This window comes from Bacillus sp. ISL-18 (assembly GCF_018613415.1).
Lineage (GTDB): Bacteria > Bacillota > Bacilli > Bacillales > Cytobacillaceae > Neobacillus.
Genome location: NZ_JAGGQG010000002.1, coordinates 885,395 through 907,553 on the forward strand (window position 1 = coordinate 885,395; position 22,159 = coordinate 907,553).

The 22,159-nt window shown below is 37.9% G+C and carries 16 protein-coding genes and 3 pseudogenes; 13 read left to right on the forward strand and 6 right to left on the reverse strand.

Going from position 1 to position 22,159, the window contains the following annotated elements:
• Nucleotides 1-39 precede the first annotated feature (39 nt).
• Nucleotides 40-234 (reverse strand): annotated as a pseudogene (locus J7E81_RS31255) (site-specific integrase); the annotation flags it as partial.
• Nucleotides 235-605: 371 nt separating this feature from the next.
• On the opposite strand from J7E81_RS31255, the gene J7E81_RS04380 reads away from it, so the two are divergent.
• The 3 genes and pseudogenes from J7E81_RS04380 to J7E81_RS04390 all read left to right on the forward strand — a co-directional run bounded on the left by J7E81_RS04380 (nt 606) and on the right by J7E81_RS04390 (nt 3,155).
• A complete protein-coding gene (locus tag J7E81_RS04380) occupies nt 606-2,084 on the forward strand; it encodes an aldehyde dehydrogenase (protein WP_215041208.1) in 1,479 nt (492 codons plus the stop codon).
• A gap of 232 nt (nt 2,085-2,316) precedes the next feature.
• A complete protein-coding gene (locus J7E81_RS04385; protein WP_215040897.1) occupies nt 2,317-2,475 on the forward strand; it encodes a hypothetical protein in 159 nt (52 codons plus the stop codon).
• A gap of 149 nt (nt 2,476-2,624) precedes the next feature.
• Nucleotides 2,625-3,155 (forward strand): annotated as a pseudogene (locus J7E81_RS04390) (NAD(P)H-dependent oxidoreductase).
• A gap of 215 nt (nt 3,156-3,370) precedes the next feature.
• On the opposite strand, the pseudogene J7E81_RS04395 reads toward J7E81_RS04390, so the two are convergent.
• Together J7E81_RS04395 and J7E81_RS31055 are read right to left on the reverse strand one after the other, a co-directional pair.
• Nucleotides 3,371-4,003, reverse strand: a pseudogene (locus tag J7E81_RS04395) (substrate-binding domain-containing protein).
• A complete protein-coding gene (locus tag J7E81_RS31055) occupies nt 3,913-4,236 on the reverse strand; it encodes a LysR family transcriptional regulator (protein ID WP_308162133.1) in 324 nt (107 codons plus the stop codon). The pseudogene J7E81_RS04395 and the gene J7E81_RS31055 overlap by 91 nt, the downstream one beginning before the upstream one ends.
• A gap of 489 nt (nt 4,237-4,725) precedes the next feature.
• On the opposite strand from J7E81_RS31055, the gene J7E81_RS04400 reads away from it, so the two are divergent.
• From J7E81_RS04400 to J7E81_RS04420, 5 genes are all read left to right on the forward strand, one after another.
• Nucleotides 4,726-5,529, forward strand: coding sequence for a fumarylacetoacetate hydrolase family protein (locus J7E81_RS04400; RefSeq protein WP_251028416.1), 804 nt, complete (start codon nt 4,726-4,728; stop codon nt 5,527-5,529).
• 309 nt (nt 5,530-5,838) lie between these two features.
• Nucleotides 5,839-7,428: an ATP-binding protein gene (locus J7E81_RS04405; protein WP_215040898.1), complete on the forward strand. Its 1,590-nt coding sequence runs from the start codon at nt 5,839-5,841 to the stop codon at nt 7,426-7,428.
• A 12-nt stretch (nt 7,429-7,440) separates the two neighbouring features.
• Nucleotides 7,441-8,148, forward strand: coding sequence for a response regulator (locus J7E81_RS04410; RefSeq protein ID WP_215040899.1), 708 nt, complete (start codon nt 7,441-7,443; stop codon nt 8,146-8,148).
• 256 nt (nt 8,149-8,404) lie between these two features.
• A complete protein-coding gene (locus tag J7E81_RS04415) occupies nt 8,405-9,835 on the forward strand; it encodes a GntP family permease (protein WP_215040900.1) in 1,431 nt (476 codons plus the stop codon).
• 109 nt (nt 9,836-9,944) lie between these two features.
• A complete protein-coding gene (locus tag J7E81_RS04420) occupies nt 9,945-10,097 on the forward strand; it encodes a hypothetical protein (protein WP_215040901.1) in 153 nt (50 codons plus the stop codon).
• Nucleotides 10,098-10,240: 143 nt separating this feature from the next.
• On the opposite strand, the gene J7E81_RS04425 is transcribed toward J7E81_RS04420, so the two are convergent.
• The 3 genes from J7E81_RS04425 to cyoE form a co-directional block, all read right to left on the reverse strand.
• Entirely contained in the window at nt 10,241-12,658 is a 2,418-nt protein-coding gene (locus J7E81_RS04425) for a molybdopterin-dependent oxidoreductase (protein WP_215040902.1), read from the reverse strand.
• The gene (locus J7E81_RS04430) at nt 12,658-13,095 is read right to left on the reverse strand and encodes a hypothetical protein (RefSeq protein WP_215040903.1); all 438 of its coding nucleotides are present in this window, start codon (nt 13,093-13,095) and stop codon (nt 12,658-12,660) included. The genes J7E81_RS04425 and J7E81_RS04430 overlap by 1 nt, the downstream gene beginning before the upstream one ends.
• 228 nt (nt 13,096-13,323) lie before the next feature.
• On the reverse strand, nt 13,324-14,211 hold the full coding sequence (gene cyoE / locus J7E81_RS04435) for a heme o synthase (RefSeq protein ID WP_215040904.1): 888 nt from the start codon (nt 14,209-14,211) through the stop codon (nt 13,324-13,326).
• Between the two features lie 190 nt (nt 14,212-14,401).
• Between cyoE and J7E81_RS04440 the strand changes: the two genes are divergently transcribed.
• From J7E81_RS04440 to J7E81_RS04460, 5 genes are all read left to right on the forward strand, one after another.
• On the forward strand, nt 14,402-15,400 hold the full coding sequence (locus tag J7E81_RS04440) for a DUF3231 family protein (protein ID WP_215040905.1): 999 nt from the start codon (nt 14,402-14,404) through the stop codon (nt 15,398-15,400).
• 126 nt (nt 15,401-15,526) lie between these two features.
• Nucleotides 15,527-16,564, forward strand: a complete 1,038-nt coding sequence (locus J7E81_RS04445; RefSeq protein WP_215040906.1) for a DUF3231 family protein — start codon at nt 15,527-15,529, stop codon at nt 16,562-16,564.
• A 341-nt stretch (nt 16,565-16,905) separates the two neighbouring features.
• Entirely contained in the window at nt 16,906-18,393 is a 1,488-nt protein-coding gene (locus J7E81_RS04450) for an ABC transporter substrate-binding protein (protein ID WP_215040907.1), read from the forward strand.
• A 108-nt stretch (nt 18,394-18,501) separates the two neighbouring features.
• Complete coding sequence (locus J7E81_RS04455; RefSeq protein WP_215040908.1) at nt 18,502-21,048, forward strand: glycoside hydrolase family 3 protein; 2,547 nt, start codon at nt 18,502-18,504, stop codon at nt 21,046-21,048.
• Nucleotides 21,049-21,391: 343 nt separating this feature from the next.
• On the forward strand, nt 21,392-22,006 hold the full coding sequence (locus tag J7E81_RS04460; RefSeq protein WP_215040909.1) for a YdhK family protein: 615 nt from the start codon (nt 21,392-21,394) through the stop codon (nt 22,004-22,006).
• Nucleotides 22,007-22,159 lie beyond the last annotated feature (153 nt).

Sequence of the window (22,159 nt, forward strand, 5' to 3'; positions counted from 1 at the left end):
TTTTCTAATTGGTGTTTGTATACTTTTTTAAACTCTTTTTCAAAGGTAGGGGGTAATCGTAATTGAACGACTTTTGCTCGATTTTGGTTCTTTAAATGTCAATCCTCTCTTTTTTACTTCTTGTAAGGATTGTCGGACATAAATCACATGATTATCAAAAATCACATCCTGCCAGCGTACCGCCAAAACCTCTCCACGTCGCATTCCTGTAGAAATAGCTGTTAGTAAAATAGAATAATAGACAGAGGATTTAGCTACCTCTAAATCATAGAAATTTCACTTCTCAGACTGTCGATAAATTCGAAAAATCGGATTTGCCGCCAGTCTTTTTTTATAAATATAAACAACATCGTGGAGTAGGACGATGGTTTTATAAAAAGCGAGTCTCTTATATTAGGTTTACTTCTAATAAGACAACAACCGAAAACATTCTTACAGGAGTTGAAATTATACCATTTCAACTTTTTCCTGAAAAAAATTATTTTGTTTCACATACAGCAACAGTGTGGTTGTATATGAAACATAGATGAAATAACATATAATCGTTAGCACAATATTTAGAAAATATTAAATCATGACCAGGGAGGATTTTAAAAATGGTGCAAATCGAAACTAAAACAGTAGTTGAACCTATCATAAAAGCATTTGATTGTTTGCATTATATCGACGGTAAATTTGTTGAATCTGCAGATGGAAAAACGTTTAATAACGTGAACCCTGTAACTGAAGAAGTTTATGGTAAAGTTGCTGAAGGAAGTACGGCAGATATTGATTTAGCAGTTAAAGCTGCAAAACACGCTTTTGAAGAAGGACTATGGGGAAAAATGAGTGTCCAAGAACGTTCAAAAATTCTCCGCAAAGTTGGTGATATTCTTGAAGCAAGACAAGAAGAAATCGCACAATTAGAATCATTGGATACCGGAAAGCATCTTAAATTCTCACGTCACGTTGATGCACCTCGTGCAGCAGCAAACTTCCATTTCTTTGCTGACTACATGCTTTCTATAGGAACAGAAGCATACCAGGATGAAGTTCATAATGCGCTTAACTACGGATATCGCCGCCCAATCGGAGTAGTCGGATTAATCCAGCCATGGAACCTTCCATTATTCTTATTAACTTGGAAATTAGCTCCAGCTTTAGCTGCTGGATGTACAGTTGTAATTAAGCCATCAGAATTAACTCCAATGACAGCAACAAAATTAATGGAAATTCTTAAAGAAGCTGGTGTTCCAGATGGAGTTGTAAACTTGGTTCACGGTTTTGGACCTGGTGCTGGAAGTGCTATCAACAAACATCCTGACATTTCAGGTATCGGCTTTATCGGTCAAGTATCAACAGGTACTAAGATCATGGAAGAAGCTGCTCCTACATTGAAAAAGCTTTCTTTCGAGTTAGGCGGTAAAAACCCTAACATTATCTTTGCGGATGTTGATATTGATGAAGTAGTCGCAACAACTATTAGATCAAGTTTTACAAACCAAGGGGAAGTTTGTGTATGCGGTTCAAGAATTTACGTTGAGCGTCCAATTTATGAAGAATTCCTAGAAAAATTTGCAGCAAAAACAAGAGAATTAAAAGTTGGCGACCCATTTGATATGGCCAACGATCAAGGCGCATTAGTTGCTAAAGTACACTATGATAAAGTAATGAGCTACCTTAAAATTGCTGAAGAAGAAGGCGGAACTTTCGTTACAGGAGGTAAACGTCCTGAAGGATTGGATAAAGGTTATTTCATAGAACCTACTATTATTACTGGTTTAGATGACAGCTCTCGTTGTGTACGTGAAGAAATCTTTGGGCCAGTTGTTACAGTTATTCCATTCGACACAGAAGAAGAAGTAATTGCGGCAGCAAACGATACTCGCGTGGGCTTAAGTAACACAATCTGGACTAACGATATCCGTCGTGCACATCGTGTAGCTCAAAAAATTGTATCAGGTTTATCTTACATCAACTGCTGGTTCGTACGTGATTTAAGAACTCCATTTGGGGGTACGAAAGATAGTGGACTAGGTCGTGTTGGCGGTAGTCACAGTTGGGAATTCTACACTGAAATTACTAATATTTGTGTTAAACTATAATTTTAACAAAAAAGAAGTGGAGAAATTCCACTTCTTTTTTGTTACATTTTTGAATTTGCGCTGTTCAATTTATCAATAAATTGGCTTATATGGATCAAAAAAAATGTCTATTCATCGATTTAGAAATTTTTCTAATCATCTTAGAAATCATGAATTAACGATGAATCAATTTTCGATATTAGCTAATATCGTGCGTAAGGGAGCTTGCTCCTCTATACAGTTGGCTAACCTTTTGACCAAAGTACCAACTTCCGGGAATGAAGAAGTAACAAATAGTGTTGTAGAACCAACGGTCGCAGTGGTGGAAGAAAATTCAACATCATCTGTGCAAGCAACATTACTTACCCTTTTAAAGAATCCAGAAAAGTCCAATGATGAATGGTATCGTTAAGTCCTAGGTAAATTCATGGAAGGCGGCAGCAAAAATTCTTCCACTGAAATGACTGATGATCTATTTCGCAAGGTGTTACTTTCAATGAATAATCAAGATGAATTACCGGCTCCTAAAAGTGTTAACTCATAAGAGAGGTGGACTTATAAATGAACATTTTGATTGTCTATGACAGCGAAGGCGGACATACAAAGGCTCTGGCAAAAGCCATCGCAGTTGGTATTGAGCAAACGAAAGAAGCAAAAGTATTTACCCCAGCATGTTAAAGAAGCAGATGCGGCAAATTTCCGATATGGACGCGATTATCTGGGGATGCCCCGGTCATTTCGGAACCATCAGCTCTGGCTTAAAAGAGTGGATTGATAAACTTGGCTATCTATGGGCTGAAGGTAAGCTGATTGATAAAATCGGTGCTGTTTTTTGTACAACAGCCACTACCCATGGTGGACTAGAAGCCACATTATTAAACCTTATTACACCAATGTTCCATCACGGCATGATTGTTGTCGGGCTCCGGTAATATTCCAGAGAATGCGATGTATGGCTCATACTATGGTTTAGGTATATCGTGTCCGGTAGAAAGTAAACAACAATTAAGTGAAAATGATATCGCATTAGGAAAAGCATTGGGGCAACGAGTTGTTAGTGTAACCGAAATATTTACTCAAAGTCGTAGATAATGATTATATAAAAATAGCCTTTGTTCAGATGAACATGGCTATTTTTATATGAATATCACATTTACTTAGACTGACCCCGATGTTCACGACGAAAAAGCAGCTAAGGCAGGTAATTCATTTATCGTTGTATTACTAGTTGTTGCTGTAACCAGGAATGATCTACTGCTTGAGAGGCTTCGTGTCATTCTAGTTCAGCCAGAAAACATTCAAGTATTTTATATGTCTTTCCAATCTAAATCTTTTATAAATTGTACGAATGCATTTACCACATTCAATTCCAGAAATCTCTCATGATAGTAAACCCATGTTCGTCGCAAGATAGGATTTCCTTTATTATCAATTAAATCAATTTTATTTAAATCCTCTATCCCGTTAAGTGTCCTGCTCGAAAGAATACCATAGCCTAATCCATTTTTAACCATTTCCTTGCAAGTATCCACCTGGTCGACCTCTATACTCACAAAAGCCTATTGTGTGAAGTTTTCGGCCCACCAATTATCGATTACTGATTTTAATAAATAGTCCCCTCTGTAATCGATTCTAGGAAGATGAGGAAGATCAGCGATGACAATTTCTTCTTTAGAGGTGACGCATATTGTTTCTTCAAATAATTGATGTTTCACTAAACCTCGACAACTGTAATCTCCCCGAACAAAGCCAATATGAACATCATTGTTATGCACAAGTTGAGAAACATCTTTACTCCACCCTGTGATCACTTTGAATTCCACATGAGGATACTGTTGTTTGAATAATTTCAAAATATGAGCAAGTTTATAATTCGCAAAAAAATTGGAGACTCCCAATTTAAGTATACCTGCCACCTCATTATCTTTTGTACTGCCCATATTTTTTGATTATGAGCAAGGGCTTCCTCTGCACAATGGGCAAGGTACTCTCCTTGCGGGGTAAAATGAATCCCTCGACTTTCACGCGTTACAATTGTCGTCCCTAATTCCTCTTGCATATGCTTCAAACGATTGGTTAATGCAGGTTGTGTAATAAACAAATGCTTAGCAGCCTTTGTTAAATTTTTTTCTCGATGAAGAACTTTCAGTATTTCCCAATCACGGTATTCCATTGTTCACACCCTATTTATTCGATATAAAAATTTCTTATAGGTTCATATAATTTTTTGGTATTTTATTTATTTCTATTATTGCATTATCCTTAATCGTAGGCAATCTATTAGTCTAAATCAAAGTGACAAGAAAAAGGATTAACCTCAAGTACGGAGGTATTGGGAAATTTGAGTTAACCATGTTATATACGTATGAACATCCTATGTGTTCGTTCATTAATAGAAATAATACTTATAAACATAAAATAGCTGAAAAAGTGAGGGATTTTTGAATGTGGAATATCACTGTGTTTAATAATGGAAAAAGTTTAAGAATGTATGAGTTTAACACTGAAAAAGAAGCAAAAAATTTTTTCGATAGTATTAAAGGAAATAAGATTCTTACACAAATTGTTTATTTTAATGATCCATGTTTCGATTTAGTAGCTAATTAAATCCCCCCTAGTACCGGATAAATGACATGTAAATTTGTTGATGGAGTTGGTTGGTATGGTAATGCAGTTATTACAAAAAACACAGACACTAGTTCGTTATCAGAACCATAGCGGTAAAATATATTATGGTATTGTTGAGAATGATGAAATTTTACAATTGTCCAGTAATTTTACTGAAATTGTAAACAATGAATTAAATTATGACGGAATAAAAGTTAAATTTAGTGATGTAAAGATTTTGGAGCCTGTAGCACCCTCGAAAGTGATTAATTTCGGCTGGACATATGCGGCACACGCGAAGGAGACTGGGGGAAAGGCAAATCTGAAAGAGCCATTTTTGTTTTTAAAGCCGACAACTTCATTAATTCCAAATGGTGGGGATATTATTCTTCCGTCAAGTGATTTAACAAAGCAGGTGGAGATGGAAGGGGAAGTTGCACTCATTATCGGCAAGCGAGGCAAAAATATAAAAGAAGAAGATGCATTGGAGTATGTTTTTGGCTGTACCATATTTAATGACGTAACGGCAAGAGATCTTACAAAAAGAGATCCCCAGTTTACACGCGGAAAAGGTTTTGACACTTTTGGTCCATTGGGTCCGTGGATGGTGACAGGTCTAGATCCAACTAATTTACGAATAGTTACGACATTAAACGGAAAAGTCGTACAAGATGGTAATACGAATCAGATGTCACTGTCAATTCCTTTCCTTATCAGTTGGATTTCACAGATTATGACACTGGAGCCGGGTGATGTTTTGGCTACTGGTTCACCTTCTGGTAGTTGTCCAATGAAGGCTGGCGATGTCGTAACTGTGGAAGTGGAAAAGATTGGTAAACTACGTAATTATGTAGTATAGAAAATACAAAAAATTGCTGTTGCCCCATTCAATTTTAAGGTTAACCAGTTTCTCTGGTTAACTTTTTCTATTATACTGCGAGTTAATGCTCTTGAAGGCCAACCTCAAAATGTCCCCTAATTAGACCAATGGATAAAATATCGTAAAAGATTACACGTGGAATTTTTAACTTTTAATCCATTAATTTAATGTAATCTTTTTTATCTAAAAAGATCCTGCCAAAATATAGTAAGAAATAAATCGTTTTTCGTTAAATGCAATCTGATATACTATGGATATAGTAAACTTTTATGTTGGAGTTATAACCTGATGAAATTGCAAAACTTCAAATTGAAATTATTCACCCAAATGGTATTGCTTATATCTTTGGTTATTTGTGCTACTTCCATCCTAGCAGCCATATTCTTCACCAGAATTATGGACGATCTTTCAACACAGTATCTCGGCCATGAAGCGATGTCTGTTGCAAAATTAGTTGCACAAGATGACAGGATTATCCGTGCTTTTAAAAACGACGACCCTTCAAAGGAAATTCAACCGATTGCTGAAAAGATGAGAAAATTAACAGGTGCGAGTTATATTGTTATCGGCAATAAACAGGGGATCCGTTATTCCCACCCCAATCCGAAATATATCGGTAAATCAATGGGAACGAGCAATGAGCCTGTTTTTAAGCAGCATATATCCGTTGTCTATGTTGGCGAAGGGATCTCGGGTCCTGCGATTAAAGCCAAAACCCCAATTATAGATGAAAAAGGGAACATTATTGGCGTTTCATCAGTGGGATTTTTAATGGTGGATGTAAAAAAAAGAATCTTAACCTATAAGGAAGAAATTATTGGACTTGCTTTATTGCTGTTGCTAATTGGAGTAGCAGCTTCATTTTTCATTGCAAGGAAAATAAAACGGAAAATGTTTGGTCTAGAACCCGAAGAGATTTCCTATGTTTTTAAAGAAAAAGAAGCGATACTAGAATCGATTCGGGATGGAATTATTGCGGTAGATAAGGATTTTCGAGTCCTTTCTATGAATAAAAGAGCACGCGAGCTGCTAACGCTAAATTTGCAGCTGAATGATTCTAAAATCCAAAATATTCGTTTAAGAGAGATGGTTCAAGAGGTTATAGATTCCAAGAACGGGAGAGCCAATCAAAAGATTTTAATAGGTAATCAATTGTATGTCATTGATTTTTCATTGGTTACTCAAAAGGACCATATCGCAGGTGTGGTCTTAACGATTCGCACAGAATTTGAAATAGAGCAATTGTTTGATGAGGTTTCAGAAATTAAGACTTACTCTGAAAACATGCGGGCACTCAATCACGAATTTTTAAACAAATTAAACACGATATATGGTTTGTTAAGCATTGAGGAATACGATAAAGCAAGGGAAGTTATTTCAGGGGAAGTGGAAGAACGTCAAAGCACGATTGTATTTCTTATGACTGCGGTAAAAGATCCTTTCCTTGTAGCCTGTTTGCTAGGTAAAATTAATCGTTCGAAAGAGTTAAAGGTAGAGTTGAAAATTGATCAAGAAAGCAATTTAACAGATATACATGATTCAATGGATACCAAATTGCTTGTATCCATTCTCGGCAATATAATTGATAACGCGATGGAAGCAGCAAAAGAAAAAAACGGAGCGGAGGCCTTCGTCACCGTGTCCTTCACGGACATTGGCAGGGACCTTGTTTTTGATATACAGGACAATGGACCAGGCGTTCCAGATGATAAACAAAACTCCATTTTTTCAGAAGGGTTTACCACCAAAACTGGAAAAAACCGAGGTCTTGGTCTAAGTATCGTCAAAAATTCCCTTGCACAATTACATGGACAAGTATTTATTACGAACAGCTTTCTGGGTGGTTCAAAATTCACCCTTGTGATTCCAAAAAAATAAAAGGAGAAGTTTATGGCAGGAAACCCCATTCAAGTCATGATTGTTGAAGATGATCCAATTGGGTCGAAAATTATTAAGCAATTCACCGAAAAAATAGACGGCTTTGAAATTTCCGCCATTGCAAATTCTGGGAATGAAGCATTTGCATATCTTCAAACATTTAAGCCACAATTAATTTTGTTGGATATTTATCTGCAGGATATGAACGGCATCGACTTATTACGGGCCATAAGGATCAAATATCGTGGGATTGATATTATTCCAATCACTGCTGCAAATGATGCGGAGACAGTTACAGAGGCGATTCGCGGAGGAGTTTTTAGTTATTTAATCAAACCGATTGATGTGAAGAAATTCACCGATGAGCTGACAAGATATAAACTGACCATGGAGCAGCTTCAGATTAAAAAAACAATGGATCAAAAGGAGATAGATACATTATTCTCCTTAGCGAACCCTCCCAATACGAAAAATAACAGGGAAAAACAACTGCCAAAAGGCATAGATAAATTTACATTAATGAGGGTCCGGGACAAACTTCGTTTTGAAAAGGGGAGCGTTAGTGCTGAGGAATTAGCAATCCTCCTTGGAATAACAGATTCAACTGCTCGAAAGTACTTGGAATATCTAACATCTATTGATGAAATGTATGTCGATATCAAATTTGGATCAGTTGGCCGGCCAGAACGCAAGTACAAATGGAAGAGATTTGATAATTAAGAGATTGGCAAAAGGCCAATCTCTTTTTTGTTGTAAAACGCTTACAATAAATGTAAATAACCATTTAATTAATTTAATTCAACTAATTTAGTTAATATTCAAATTTCTCTTTCTAACCTGTACATTTAAATTAATAACTTATTCAAACAACAGTTTGAAAACGTTATCTGATTTTTAGGGAGAATGAGAGCGCTCTCTTATTCAAAAATTATGTATTTATAAAAATTTTTGACGATGGAAAAAGGGGTGTATGTTTATGACAGGTCATGATCTTTCACTGCTCATTGTTGCAGTATGCGGCATTTTGCTGCTGGTTTTCCTAATAGTCTCAAAATTACGTTTCCATCCAATGTTAGCGCTTTTAGTGGTGTCCATAGCTGTTGGATTTGCAGCGGGTCTTGACGCGAAAACCGTTGTAGATTCAATTGAAGAAGGGGCAGGGGGGACACTGGGGGGAGTAGGACTTCAAGTGGCACTTGGTGCAATGATAGGAAAAATATTGGCCGATTCAGGTGCAACAGACAAAATTGCTGCAACCATCTTAAGAGGCTCTACTAACCGCACGTTGCCATGGTTAATGGGGGCTGTGGCCTTTATTATCGGAATTCCCATGTTCTTTGAGGTTGGCTTAATCATGCTTTTACCAATTGTTTTCGCTGTTGCCTCCAAAGTAGAAAAGCAAGGAAAAATAAAAGGTTCGGCATTTGTTTTAATCGGTGTACCTGTTATCGCAGCCCTTGCAACTATGCATGGCATGGTGCCGCCGCATCCTGGTCCACTCACTGCAATTGCAGGATTTAAATCCAATCTGGGAATAACCATGCTTTATGGTCTTATCTGCGCCATACCTGCAGCGGTATTAGCGGGACCTGTATATGGTAAATTCATTGCATCACGGTTAAGTGTTTCTCCTGACCAATTACTGTTGGAGCAGTATACCACCTCTTCCAAAAGAGGGTCAGAGGAGAAAACAAACGAGGCTTCGAAATATACAGCTGCAGCAGTAGAGAAGCCTACAGTCTCAACGCTCACTTCATTTGTAGTTATTTTGCTGCCAATGGTCATCATGTTAAGCCGTACGCTAGCAGAAACTTTGTTTAAGAATTCAATTATATTAAATAATATAACAGGATTTATAGGAGAACCCATTATTGCTTTGCTAATCGGTTTAGTAGCAGGAATCATTCTATTAGGATATGGACGGGGAGTAGATACAAAAAAACTTCGGGATTCATTAGGTACGAGTCTAAAGCCAATTGCAGGCATCTTATTAATTATTGCCGGAGGTGGTGCATTTGCAAAGGTACTAGTGAATTCCCACGTTGGAGATGCGATCATCCATCTTTCTTCCGGTTTGAAACTTTCCGCCATTGTAATCGGGTGGCTGATTGCTGCTTTATTATCTGTCACCACAGGTTCAGCTACTGTTGGCATTGTAGGGGCTACAGGCTTGTTGGCACCACTTGTTGGATCAGATCCGAGCATTAATAAGGAATTGCTTGTAGTAGCCATTGGTGCAGGCTCATTATTCTTTAACTATGCTAACCATGCTGGCTTCTGGTTAGTTAAAGAATCATTTAGTATGTCAATGGGTGAAACCTTTAAAACCATTACCATTATACAATCAATTATAGGGCTAGTTGGTTTGGTCATGGCACTTTTATTAAATTTACTGCCTCATTTTTAATAACCAATGAGATAATTCATTGTCATCATCTAAAATGGGAAACACTTACTACAAAAAGTGACTTGACAACTATGCAGAGGATAATTTGCCGTTAACGGAGGGGATTCCGATGTGGAATATCACTGTATTCTCAAAGGGAAAAATCATAATGATGTATGAGTTTAACACGGAGCAAGAAGCGAGAGAAGCATTTAAGAATATTTATGGGAATAAAATTCTTTCGGAGATTATTTACTTTAATGATCATTGTTTACATTTATAATATTCCTCCCTTTGTGTAAAACCCATCTTTTATTTTCTGGTCAATGAACAAACTTTAGGATGTTGAGTGAAGAAATAAAAAGAACCCTTGAGCCAAGGGTTCTTTTTAAATTGACAAGACTAAATGTTTCATGTATTTTATTTTTATTTATATGGCAGATATTCTGGCAGCGGTACATTGATTACCGAAAGAGGTATTTCCAGCTTGATTCCCATTTGAAGGTCGTAAGGAGATTCAAGCCCATTCACTTTTTGAAGGGCTTCAATACTTGTACCAAATTGTTCAGCAATTGTACTAAGAGTATCCTTCTCTCCTACGATATGGGTTTTTCTCAATTTCTCGATTCTGCATGCGGACTGCTTAAAGGTTGGCTGCTTTGATAAAGGATCTGTAAAATCTGCAGTCAAATCATTTGCAGCCTCCTTTTTATGCCAGCTTCCAAAATGAAATGGCACAAAAATTAATCCTTTTTGTACGGATTCACCAATTCTAACTGGGACTTCAATTTCCCCTCTTGCGGAAATAATTCTCACCTTCTCGCCCTCGATCAGCTCTAGTTCCAATGCATCTGCGGTATTAATTTCCGCATACCCATTAGGAGCAGCCGCCTGAAGGTATGGCGAACGTGCGGTTTTGGTCCTTGTGTGCCAATGCCAAACCAGTCTTCCAGTAGTAACCCATAAAGGATATTCCTTGTTTGGCTGCTCCACAGGAGGAAGATATCTAGTTGGATGGAGCATCGCTCTCCCATTTAAATTTAATTCTTCAAACTCTTCCTTAGATAGCGGTCTTCCAGTAAACTGGTCCTTCATGAATGATTGAGTATAATTGGTTTCTGTTGCAAAACGGCCATCCGAATAAAGCCGGGTAGTTCCTTCCGGTGCTTTCTCATTGACTGGCCATCTTAACCCATTATATTTTTCAAGTTTTTCATAAGTAATGCCGGTCATGTCAGAAGGTCTTCCTTTTGATACTTTTTTCCATTCCTCAAAACATTCTTCTGGAGTTGAATATTGGATCAATGGATTTCCATCCTTGTCACGAAAATCCATCCTCTTTGCAAAATCGAGCAGTATCTCAAAGTCAGATTTAACTCCCTCAGGAGGGTCTACTGCTTTTCTTAATAAATTAATGGTTCTATCAGCATTTTCCATCGTTCCTTCTTTTTCTCCCCATAAAGCTGCTGGAAGGATAACATCTGCAACAACTGCTGTTTCTGTTAAAAATGGGTCCTGCACTACTACAAAAACCTCTTCCAGAGCCTTTCGAGCTCTTGCCCGATTAGGAAGAGATACCATAGGATTTGTACCAATGTTCCAAAAAAAGCTGATTTCTCCATTTTCGATCATATCAATCTGTTCTTCTATCCCTTTTTCTGGACCTACTGGCAGGTTCTTTTCTTCCACGTTCCATAGCTCTGCCATTTCACGAATATGGTCAGGATTATTTGGATTTCTATTTGCCGGATAACTTCCTACTCCACCTGCTGTACGGTTAGCTGAGGAACTTGGCTGCCCAGCCATATGGAGCGGCCCACAGCCTGGCTTGCCAATCAGCCCTCTAATTAAGTGAATATTATTAATTGCAACGCATGCTGTTGTTGCATCCGCACTTTGATACGTACCCTGGAGAGTAGTGGTCACAAGCGTCTCAGTATTACCAAGAATTTCTGCAGCATCCTTAATCAATGCTGCTGGTATTCCGGTAGCTTCGCTGGTGTGTTCTAAATCCCACTCTCCAAGCGCCTCTGCCATTTTTTCAAAACCGACAGTATTGTTTTTTATAAATCGCTCATCCAGTTTCCCTTCCTCTACGATAAGGCGCTGCAGTCCATTTAATAAAGCAACATTGGTTCCGGGATATAATTGAAGATGCATATCGGCCATACGGGCCGTAGCTGTTTTCCGTGGGTCTACAACGATAATATACGGCTTTCCGGTTCTCTTTTTTCTTTCCATAATTCTTTCAAATAAAACAGTTCCCGTTTCGGCAGGATTATGACCAAACAATAAAAGTGTATCTGCTTCATCAACATCGTCAAATGATGCCGGAACACCATCCGCACCGAAGGACTGAAGCAGGCAAAATTCAGTAGTAGCTGTACAAAGCCTTGTATTGGCATCTAACAAATGAGTTCCAATTCCTGCTCTGCCTATTTTAGCTATCGTATAATAGTCTTCTAGAAATCCCTGTCCTGTTGAATAGATAGCGATTCCATTTCCGCCCTTATCTTTTATGGTTTCCCGTGCCTTTTTAACAATTAGTTCCATCGCTTCGTCCCAGGAGGCTGGAACAAGCTGTCCAAACGCATCCCGGACCATTGGGGTCAAAAGCCTGTCAGGACTGTTGTTTGCATGCCATTGGTTTTCACCTTTTGGTCCTAATCTTCCTCTGTTTATAGGATGCTTCGAATTACCCTTTATCCCCACAACTTTATGATCTTTAACGGCTATATGGCATCCACAGCCGACAGAACAGATATTACAAGTACTGTATACCCATTTATCGACCTCTCCCTGACTATATACATTTATATCCGTACGCTCTGTTTCCCAAGCCATTATTTTCCACCTTCTCTTTGTGTCTTTGGCAAATACAACTCTGGTACAACATATTTAATTTTCTCAGGACCAAATTGAACTTCCAATTCTTTGGCACCTTCTTTAAGGCTTTTTTTAATCCTCTGGAATAGTAAATTCAAGTCATTAACATGTTGGGTATTGTTTTCATCCTGCCATGTTATCGCTCTTCCCCAAGCCCGAAAGGTTGAATCGGCAACCGAATCGTCATGGTATAAAATAGAGAGATTCTTTTTATATGTTTTAAAATCTTGTTCCTTCCTTTGTAAAATTTCAATTAGGTTCTCACAAGTATCCTTTTGCTCTTCCAATACCATCCTAAAAAGAATTGCCAATGGATTTTCTGCATACTGACTTTCCTTAATAATCTTGTCAGAGTCTTCCATAATACTGTTAAATATATTATGTAACTTGTCCATTACCTCCCGCCTTCCTTTTAATTTACTTCTATCTATCTAGTAACCCTATCCATAAAGGTTAAACCTTCGAAGCCGATTTTTAATAGAATTCTCATAATGCTCTTCCACAAAAAAACGCCAAAAGCAGCTATTGCAGGGGAGGATGGATAGAACCAGAGGATACATATGCTATGAATGCCGGGGAAACTCCTAAAGAAAATAAAAAGAACCCTTGAGTCAGGGTTCTTTTTAAATAGACAACACGATAATAGATATAAGAAATAACATCATATGAATAACGGAGTATCTAAACATCCGTTTCGCCCAATGATCTTCGTTTTGTGTAGAAAATCCGCTTATAGATAAAATGATCCATCCGATATTTAATAGTGTCATAAATCCGATGAAAAACATACTAAGAGATGTCATGAAGAATGGTATTGGAATCAAACAGATAATATAAAATAAAAGGTGGATTTTTGTTTTCTTGATGCCTGATACGACAGGTAACATGGCGAACCCTGCCCGTTTGTAATCATCAAATCTTCGGATGGCGATAGAATAAGTATGGGGCATTTGCCAAATGAATATGATGAGTGCCATCATCATAGGAATTAGTTGAAAGCTGCTAGATACCACAGACCAACCAATTAAAGGTGTTACACATCCTGATACGGCACCAATAATCGTATTCCATGAGTATTTTTGTTTGCTCCAAAATGTGTACAAGACCACATAAAAAAACCAACCAATAAATGAAAATAGTAACACTTCGGCATTTGTAAAAAGCAATATTAAAAAGCCTATTATGCTTGTTGTAACTCCTAAAGTTAAAACAAACTTCTTGCTGAACTCGCCAGTAGCACTCGGTCTATTTTTAGTTCGTTCCATTAGTTTATCTAAATCGGTTTCGTACCAATTATTTAACATTAATGCACCAGCAATGACAAAGGCACTTCCTATTAATGTAACAAAGAAAGAGGCAATATGTTCAGCAAGTGGAAGATGATTGATATGAGAAGATAAAAAATACCCTGCCAACACAGGAAGTACATTGATAACAAAGACTTTCCCTTTTATGAGGCTGATAAGGTTTATAAAGAATTTTTTAGGTGTTTTAGTTTGCATTTGATTCATAGCTGTTCCTCTCTCTTTCTATCCACCAGACTATTCATTTTAACATAAAGATTCTACGAATGCTTATGGTTTATTTTTGAATTTCGTTCTGTTGTCAGATACTTAATGCTGCTTTTTCATAATAATTTCTTATGCTTAAGGAATAACCAATTTTTGAGAAGGGGAAGTTAAAGAAAAGGAGGGGATGTTTTTGAGTGAAAAAGTTGAAATAATCAAGTTAACTAGTGCAGAAATCTCTACACTATGGTCAACCTATTTGAATGTAAATGTAGTAAATTGCTTTATGACTCATTTTCTGGAAACTTGCAATGACCCTGATATTCTGGAAATTCTCAAAGAAACAAATCATTTCGCAGAAAAACATATGAATGAAGTAGAGCAATTATTTATAAAAGAAAAAATCGCCATACCAAATGGTTTTAAAGCCAATGAACATGTTGTATCTAATGCCCCTAAATTATTTTCGGATGTTTTTTATATAACGTCTGTTTTGCAAATGTGTAAATTTGGAATTACTTCACATACAGCGAGCTTTACACTTGCTGCAAGAGAGGATATTCGGGTCCTATTTAAGGAGCTCATTGATGATGTCTCCCATTTATACAATAGAGTTGTCAATTGTATGCAGGAAAAAGGAATTTATATACGATTGCCTGCTATGAATTATCCATCAAAAGTAGATTATATTAACAATGAAAATATTCTAACAGGGTGGTTCGGAAAAAAGCGTCCCTTGTTAGGGATTGAAGTCACACATTTATCAAGCAATGGGTATCAAAATGATATGGGAAAGGTGTTATGTACCGGTTTTTCACAAGTAGCCCAGGATAGAGAAGTGAAGGATTATTTTCTAAGAGGGAAGAAATTATGCAAGAGTATCTCAGCTTCCATTTACGAGGTTCTAGAAGAAAGTGAGGTCTCAACTGGAATGCCATGGGATCAGAGTATCACCAATTCAGAGGTTGCTCCTTTTTCTGATCAATTTATGTTATACATAATAGGGATTCTGTCTGCTTTAGGGATCACTGGGTATGGAGCAGGAATCTCAACCTCCTTGCGAAGGGATGTAGGAGCCATGTATGCCAATTATATAGCAAAGACAGTTGCATTTGTGGAAGATGGTATCAATTTATTGATTGATAGAGAATGGATGGAACAACCTCCTAAGATAATGGATCAAGAGAAGTAACTTTTCAAAAGGCTAACTGTTTGGGATGACGTTTTTTTAAGCAAGTTTGATTCATTACGTCGATCGTATACTAGGGATAATTTCATCATATTAACTATTGAAGTGGTGTAGAGGAGAGGGATTGATATGACAAATCTTAATGATAAAGAGGTAATAGCTGAAAGCAATATTCCACTTACTGCTTCGGAATTAGGGTTTCTTTGGGCACAATATATGAATGATACGTTAGATATTTGTGTAATGGATTATTTCAAAAATATTTGTAAGGATAAAGACATTCTTCCTCTTATCGAAAATTCCTCCAATATAGCAAAAAATGACATCCGAATTATTTCTGAGATCTTTATAAAAGAAAACCACCCGATACCAGCGGGATTTACGGATGAAGATGTTAATAAAGATGCACCTAGGCTGTACTCAGATTCGTTTATCCTTATGTATATTCAAAAAGTAGAAGTACTAGCAATGGCAAGTATTAGTATGGCAATCGGTCTCTCCGCTCGTTCAGATGTAAGCATCTTTTTTAGAGAATTACTTAATTCTGTGTCTGAATTACACGATAATGCTAGAAAAGTTATGTTAGCAAAAGGTGTATACGTCCGACCACCGCAAATACCTAGTCCAAATCAGATTGACTTTGTAAAAAATCAAGGCTTCTTGTTTGACTTTTTGGGTAAGCATAAACGTCCTCTAACAGCAATTGAAATTACACATCTTTTTAACAACTTTCAAACAAATGCTATGGGTAAAGCGATAATGATGGCTTTTGCTCAGGTTAGTCAAAACGAAGATGTAAAACAATTCCTTATAAAAGGAAAAGAAATTGCAAATAAACATATGAAGAAATTTGGTTCAATCTTAATTGATGAAGACATTTCAACACCCATGAGTTTGGACGCACATGTTACAGATAGTACCATCGCACCTTTTTCAGATAAATTAATGATGTTTCAAACGACTTATATGATTGCAGCAGGGATTGGGAATTACGGTATGGCTGCTGGCACTTGTCAAAGAATAGATGTAAGTGCTACATTTGCACGCCTTGCAACTGAAATTGCTTTATATGCGGAAGATGGCGCAAATATACTAATAAAACATGGCTGGTTGGAAGAACCGCCGAAATCAGTTGATCGAGAAAAACTTGCCAATCAAAGTAATTGAAGGCAACTTCACTTGAAAGAATGAGACCTTATGATACTAAATAATAGATACGGTATAGAACTTCAAAACTTCTTGAAGGCTGAAGCTGTACCGATTGCCCGAGAAAAAATGCAGGCGTGAATTCTTTGTGGATTCACGCCTGTATTTTTTACATCAATAAATCCTCCTTGGATTCTAAGAAAAGTAAAACAAAAAGTCGTAAAAGTGAAAATAGAAAGTCGTAATAGTAGTATTTCAATTTAATCTAACTCTTTTATACTAGAGATACGGATGTTTGAAAATTCAAAAAACGAAAAATCAGACATTTGTACATACTTGTTAATAAAAAAGGGGGAAAACGAATGAAAAAGAAAGCGTTATCATTCTTTCTGATGTTGGTAATGGCAGTTTCAGTAGTTTTATCAGGCTGTTCCTCGAAGGAAAGCAGCGGGGCGGCAAGTGGAGGAGATTCAAAGGACAAGCCATATGAAATCACAATGGCCTACTTGTATTTTACCAAAATTGATGACCTTCCTGCAGTACAAGCCGAAATTAACAAAATTACCAAGAAGAAGATTAACGCAACTGTAAAACTTATGCCGATTGAAGCTGCGGCTTGGCAGCAGCAATCAACCCTATTATTAACAGGTAATGAAAAGGTCGATCTTATGTTGGCAACAGGAACTGCAGGTTACTCTTTGCCAGCAACAAAAGGACAGTTTCTTCCTTTAGATGATTTATTAAAGAAATATGGAAAGGGCATTATCGATGCTGTTCCTAAGCATGTACTTGAAGGAGCTAAGGTCGATGGCAAAATTTACGGAGTTCCAAGTATAAGAGACTTCGCAGCTAATTATGGATTTGTTATGCGAAAGGATATTGTAGACAAATACCATATCGATCTATCCCAAGTAAAATCTTTTGAAGATTTAAACAATGTCTTCAAAACTGTAAAAGAAAACGAACCCGGCATGGCACCAATTGCTAACACCACAACATTTAACCAACCTGCAATGGTTATCGACGGTGGGAATTTTGATATTCTTGGAGACTCTTTAGGTGTAGTATCCTTTAAAGAAAAAAAGGTTGTAAATTTATTTGAACAGCCAGAGTATGTTAAAGCTGTGGATCTTGCAAGACAATGGTATAAAGCAGGATATACCTTGAAAAATGCAGCAAACATTACCGATGCCAACGTATCTATGGTTAAATCAGGTAAAGGCTTTGGTTACTTCTCGCATCAGAAGCCAGGATTTGCTCTACAGGAATCAGCAATGACAGGGCATGAAATGGTAGCTGTTACCTTTACAAAGCCATATTCTTACACAGATGCTGCAATCGGGCTTAACTTGGCAATCACTAGAAACAGCCAAAATCCGGAAAAAACAATGCAATTCTTGAACCTACTTTATACCGACAAAGATATTATGAATCTGTTAGCGAATGGTATTGAGGGTAAGCACTACCAGGTTAATTCCGATGGAACGATTAAATTACCAGATGGAGTAAAAGAATCAAACTATGTATTCAATCAGTGGGAACTTGGAGACAATGCTTTGACTCGTGTTTGGCAAGGCAATGATGTGAACTATTGGGATGAAATGCTTAAATTTAATGATTCAGCGGTCATTTCTCCAGCATTTGGTTTCCAGTTTAATCCTGATCCGGTTAAAACAGAAATTGCAGCAAGTACAAACGTTATCAATCAATACAAAGCTGCACTTGAAGCAGGAGCATTAGATCCTAATAAGACTTTCCCAGAATTTAATAAAAAACTTAAAGCGGCAGGCATTGATAAAATCATCGCTGAAAAGCAAAAGCAATTTGATGAGTGGAAAAAGAATAAATAACGAATAAGAGAGAGCTAGTGAGAATTTAACTAGTTCTCTTCTCTTATGGCTGCAAATTTTTCTCAAAAGTCGAAAAACGGTTTTAATCAATTTTAAGAGGTGAAAGAAATGGCCAACCGTACATACGAAGACCACGCAAGCCGAACCGAGCTTGCCAAAACAATAGCCAGAGAAGGGATTGTCCTTCTAAGAAATGAGAATCAAATCCTGCCCTTACATCCAACCAGTCCTGTTGCTGTTTTTGGAAGAGGGCAGGTTGAAACCCAAATTGGAGGAAGCGGTTCGGGAGCATCTGACTCGAAAAATGCCAGCACCATCATGGAGGGTCTGCTAAGTCTCGGCTTTAACCTGGATCAAGAGCTGGCAGCGGAATATCAAAAACAACTTTCATTAGAACCGAAGCAAGAAATGACCGATTTCATGGAAATCATCACCAGTGGCTATATTTATGAGATTTGGGGCGTCTATAACCCGCCTGCCAAAGAGCTGGCCCTAGAAGATAAAGTGGTGGTTGCTTCTGCTGGAAAAGCTGAAACTGCCATCATTGTCATATCCAGAAATTCCGGCGGAGAAGAAAGTGACCGAAAAGTGGAAGATGATTATTATTTGCAGCCATCAGAAAAAGCGTTGATAGAGCAAGTTACGTCCCATTTCAAACATGTAGTCGTGGTTCTTAATACAAATGGTTATGTGGACACTGCCTGGACAAATGACTATAAAAATATTGAGGGCTTGGTGTATCTGGGACTGCCAGGCGAGGCAGGTGGCACAGCTTTAGCAGAAGTGCTAATCGGAACATACTCTCCTTCAGGAAAACTGACGGCAACAATGGCGCTGAGCTATGACGATTACCCATCGGCAGGGCATTTTAGCTATAACAAGGACCTTCCGGAAAGTATTTTAACTTATGACAGCTATGGTTTGGATGCAGTTGCAAATGGAAGCACTGGTTTTAACATGAGTCCGGTTACCGTCTATCAAGAAGGCATTTATTTGGGGTACCGTTACTTTGATACATTTGGAAAAAAGGTGATGTTCCCGTTTGGTCATGGCCTCTCTTATACCAACTTTGAGATCACGAATGTGACTACCTCCATTGATAAGGAACAGGAAATAATTCGGGTAACCGCTGATGTGCGCAACACCGGCGAAACCTATTCCGGCCAAGAAGTGGTTCAGGTATATATCAGTGAGCCTGATGGGAAGCTTGAAAAGCCTTATCAGAAGCTGACCACTTTTTCAAAAACAAAAGACCTTGCGCCGGGAGAAAAACAAACGCTTGCTATGAACTTTCCGTTTTCCGAGCTGGCTACCTATGATCAAGAGACTGCTTCCTATCTCATCGAAGCAGGAGACTATCTCCTAAGAGTGGGGAACTCTTCACGGAATACGCATGTTATAGGTAAAATCAGTGTGCCAGTTCCCATTGTGACCGAGCAGCTTTCCAATCAATTAGCCTTACATCCTGCCAATCAAGGGAAGATAGAATTTTTAAGCAAGGAAGGTGTGTCATCCATCACATACGAGGGCGAGTCAGAGGAAATTTCCTCATCAGCTTTCGTAGGGGTTCTTACGAAGAATGATGGGACCTTTAAGGAAATGGAACCTGCAAACCAATTTGAGGAACTTCCCTTTGCACTTACCGAATTTGCTTTAGAAGATGTCAAACAAGGAAAAATCACTATGGAACAGTTTGTGGCGCAGCTAACCAAAGAGGAACTGGCCGTTTTGGTGAATGGGCACGGAAAAGGGGTGCCTTTCGGAGGAATTGGTTTGGATGTGCCTGATTCTATTTGCTATAAGGACGGAAATGACATCGGTAGCAATACGCATCCTACGGGACAAAACAATTATGTATCACCGGGAATTGAACGTTTAGGGGTTGCCTCTATTTTTTATAAAGATGGACCTGCAGGGGTCAGAATGACGGCGTGGCCGATTCAAACCGTTATGGCTAATACTTGGAATCGTGAACTTCTCTATGAATTCGGTGATGCCGCCGGGCAAGAAGCCGAGAGTCAGCAAGTGGATTCCTGGCTTGCTCCCGCCGTCAATCTTCATCGAAACCCGATTGGGGGAAGGAACTTTGAATATTATTCAGAGGATCCGTTATTAAGTGGAGAGTGTGCGGTGGCGGTGGCGAATGGAGTGCAGGAAAACCATCCTGTCACGGTCTGTGCCAAGCATTTTGCCCTCAACGAGCAGGAAACCTATCGCCGCGGACACAGCAAACGGAATATTGATGCAGTTGATAGTATTGTCGAAGAGCGTGTGGCCCGGGAATTATACCTGAAGCCATTTGAAATGCTGGTCAAGCAAACAAAGATGATGAATATCATGACTTCTTTTAATAAAATTAATGGAGTGTTTGCCGCAGGAAGCCATGATCTGAATACATCCATCCTTAGGGAGGAATGGAACTTCAACGGCTTTGTAATCACGGACTGGGGCGATATGGATACGGTCGTTGACGGGGCAGATGCGATTGCCGCGGGCAATGATATTTTCATGCCAGGAGGGCCTCCAGTCATCAAACAAGTGCTTGCCGGTCTTGAAGAAGGCAGATGCACCATTGCGGATTTGCAAAGAAATGTCATCAACCTATTAAATTTTGTGGTAAATTCCCAGGCTTTAAAGTTCAAACTAGTAAAGTAAAATAGCTGAAAACAGAAACTTTCTAGTTAGGAAGCTAGATTAAAAAAACAGCAAAAATTAATCAGTAAACTTAATTGCGTCTACCCAATTGGTAGGCGTTTTTTATTTGAAAGTTTTACATGGCTATTCCACTAAAACATACAACTGAGACGTGCTGCATTTATGATATCAGCAAATGGATTTTCATCGATTTTTATAATGTCATTTGCTTTCTCGATAATCGGGGGAAATTAAATGGCTAGTTGCCATTATAATAAAAATTTCACTTTTTTCTCAAACTGCATATTTTCTGCAAACTTTTCTTGTAGGATAGGTATTGTAACAAAATGTAAGGAGGATATAAATGAAACCAAAAAGACTGTTTATAGGGATTTTCACGTTTGCTTTAATGTTCATGTTAGCTGCTTGTTCAGAAAATAGTATGGATAAGAGCTCTGACAAAGGTTCAAATATGGATCATCAAAACATGAAGATGGATAATAAGAATTCGAGTTCGGATGATAAAAGTATGGACATGGGTGATATGGATCATTCAGGTTCTGGTAAGATTCCTGCAGGATTAAAGGCAGCAGAGAATCCAAAATATAAGGTAGGAGACCAAGCTATTCTAAATTCAGATCATATGGAAGGGATGAACGGTGCCGAAGCAACTGTTGTTGGTGCCTATGATACGATAGCTTATGCTGTAACCTATACACCAACTTCTGGAGGAAATCCAGTAAAAAATCATAAATGGGTTATTCAAGATGAAATCAAAGATGCTGGAGATAAAGCGTTAGAACCTGGAACAAAAGTTACCTTACAGGCAGACCACATGGAAGGTATGGATGGTGCAACGGCAACAATTGATTCAGCGGAAAAAACAACTGTATATATGGTTGATTACACACCAACTACTGGTGGGGAAAAAGTAACAAATCATAAATGGGTAACAGAAAGTGAACTATCTGCTAAATAATGTGCATAATTTTTGATAAGAGAGTTAAAGAGGAAAAAGGGTTGCGATGCAATCCTTTTTTTATTAATCAAAAAAAACAGCGAGGAAGAAGCATCATCCCTTAATTTTGTAGAGTTTTAAATAATTCTGTCAGAAAACCTCCACAATTTTTGC

What these genes read in the sequence shown, in the direction of transcription:
- J7E81_RS04445 (WP_215040906.1), top strand. Translation starts at nt 15,527, where the DNA reads ATGACAAATCTTAATGATAAAGAGGTAATAGCTGAAAGCAATATTCCA.
- J7E81_RS04460 (WP_215040909.1), top strand. Translation starts at nt 21,392, where the DNA reads ATGAAACCAAAAAGACTGTTTATAGGGATTTTCACGTTTGCTTTAATG.
- cyoE (WP_215040904.1), bottom strand. Translation starts at nt 14,211, where the DNA reads ATGAATCAAATGCAAACTAAAACACCTAAAAAATTCTTTATAAACCTT.
- J7E81_RS04450 (WP_215040907.1), top strand. Translation starts at nt 16,906, where the DNA reads ATGAAAAAGAAAGCGTTATCATTCTTTCTGATGTTGGTAATGGCAGTT.
- J7E81_RS04415 (WP_215040900.1), top strand. Translation starts at nt 8,405, where the DNA reads ATGACAGGTCATGATCTTTCACTGCTCATTGTTGCAGTATGCGGCATT.
- J7E81_RS04400 (WP_251028416.1), top strand. Translation starts at nt 4,726, where the DNA reads ATGGTAATGCAGTTATTACAAAAAACACAGACACTAGTTCGTTATCAG.
- J7E81_RS04410 (WP_215040899.1), top strand. Translation starts at nt 7,441, where the DNA reads ATGGCAGGAAACCCCATTCAAGTCATGATTGTTGAAGATGATCCAATT.
- J7E81_RS31055 (WP_308162133.1), bottom strand. Translation starts at nt 4,236, where the DNA reads ATGGAATACCGTGATTGGGAAATACTGAAAGTTCTTCATCGAGAAAAA.
- J7E81_RS04425 (WP_215040902.1), bottom strand. Translation starts at nt 12,658, where the DNA reads ATGGCTTGGGAAACAGAGCGTACGGATATAAATGTATATAGTCAGGGA.
- J7E81_RS04455 (WP_215040908.1), top strand. Translation starts at nt 18,502, where the DNA reads ATGGCCAACCGTACATACGAAGACCACGCAAGCCGAACCGAGCTTGCC.
- J7E81_RS04430 (WP_215040903.1), bottom strand. Translation starts at nt 13,095, where the DNA reads ATGGACAAGTTACATAATATATTTAACAGTATTATGGAAGACTCTGAC.
- J7E81_RS04420 (WP_215040901.1), top strand. Translation starts at nt 9,945, where the DNA reads ATGTGGAATATCACTGTATTCTCAAAGGGAAAAATCATAATGATGTAT.
- J7E81_RS04405 (WP_215040898.1), top strand. Translation starts at nt 5,839, where the DNA reads ATGAAATTGCAAAACTTCAAATTGAAATTATTCACCCAAATGGTATTG.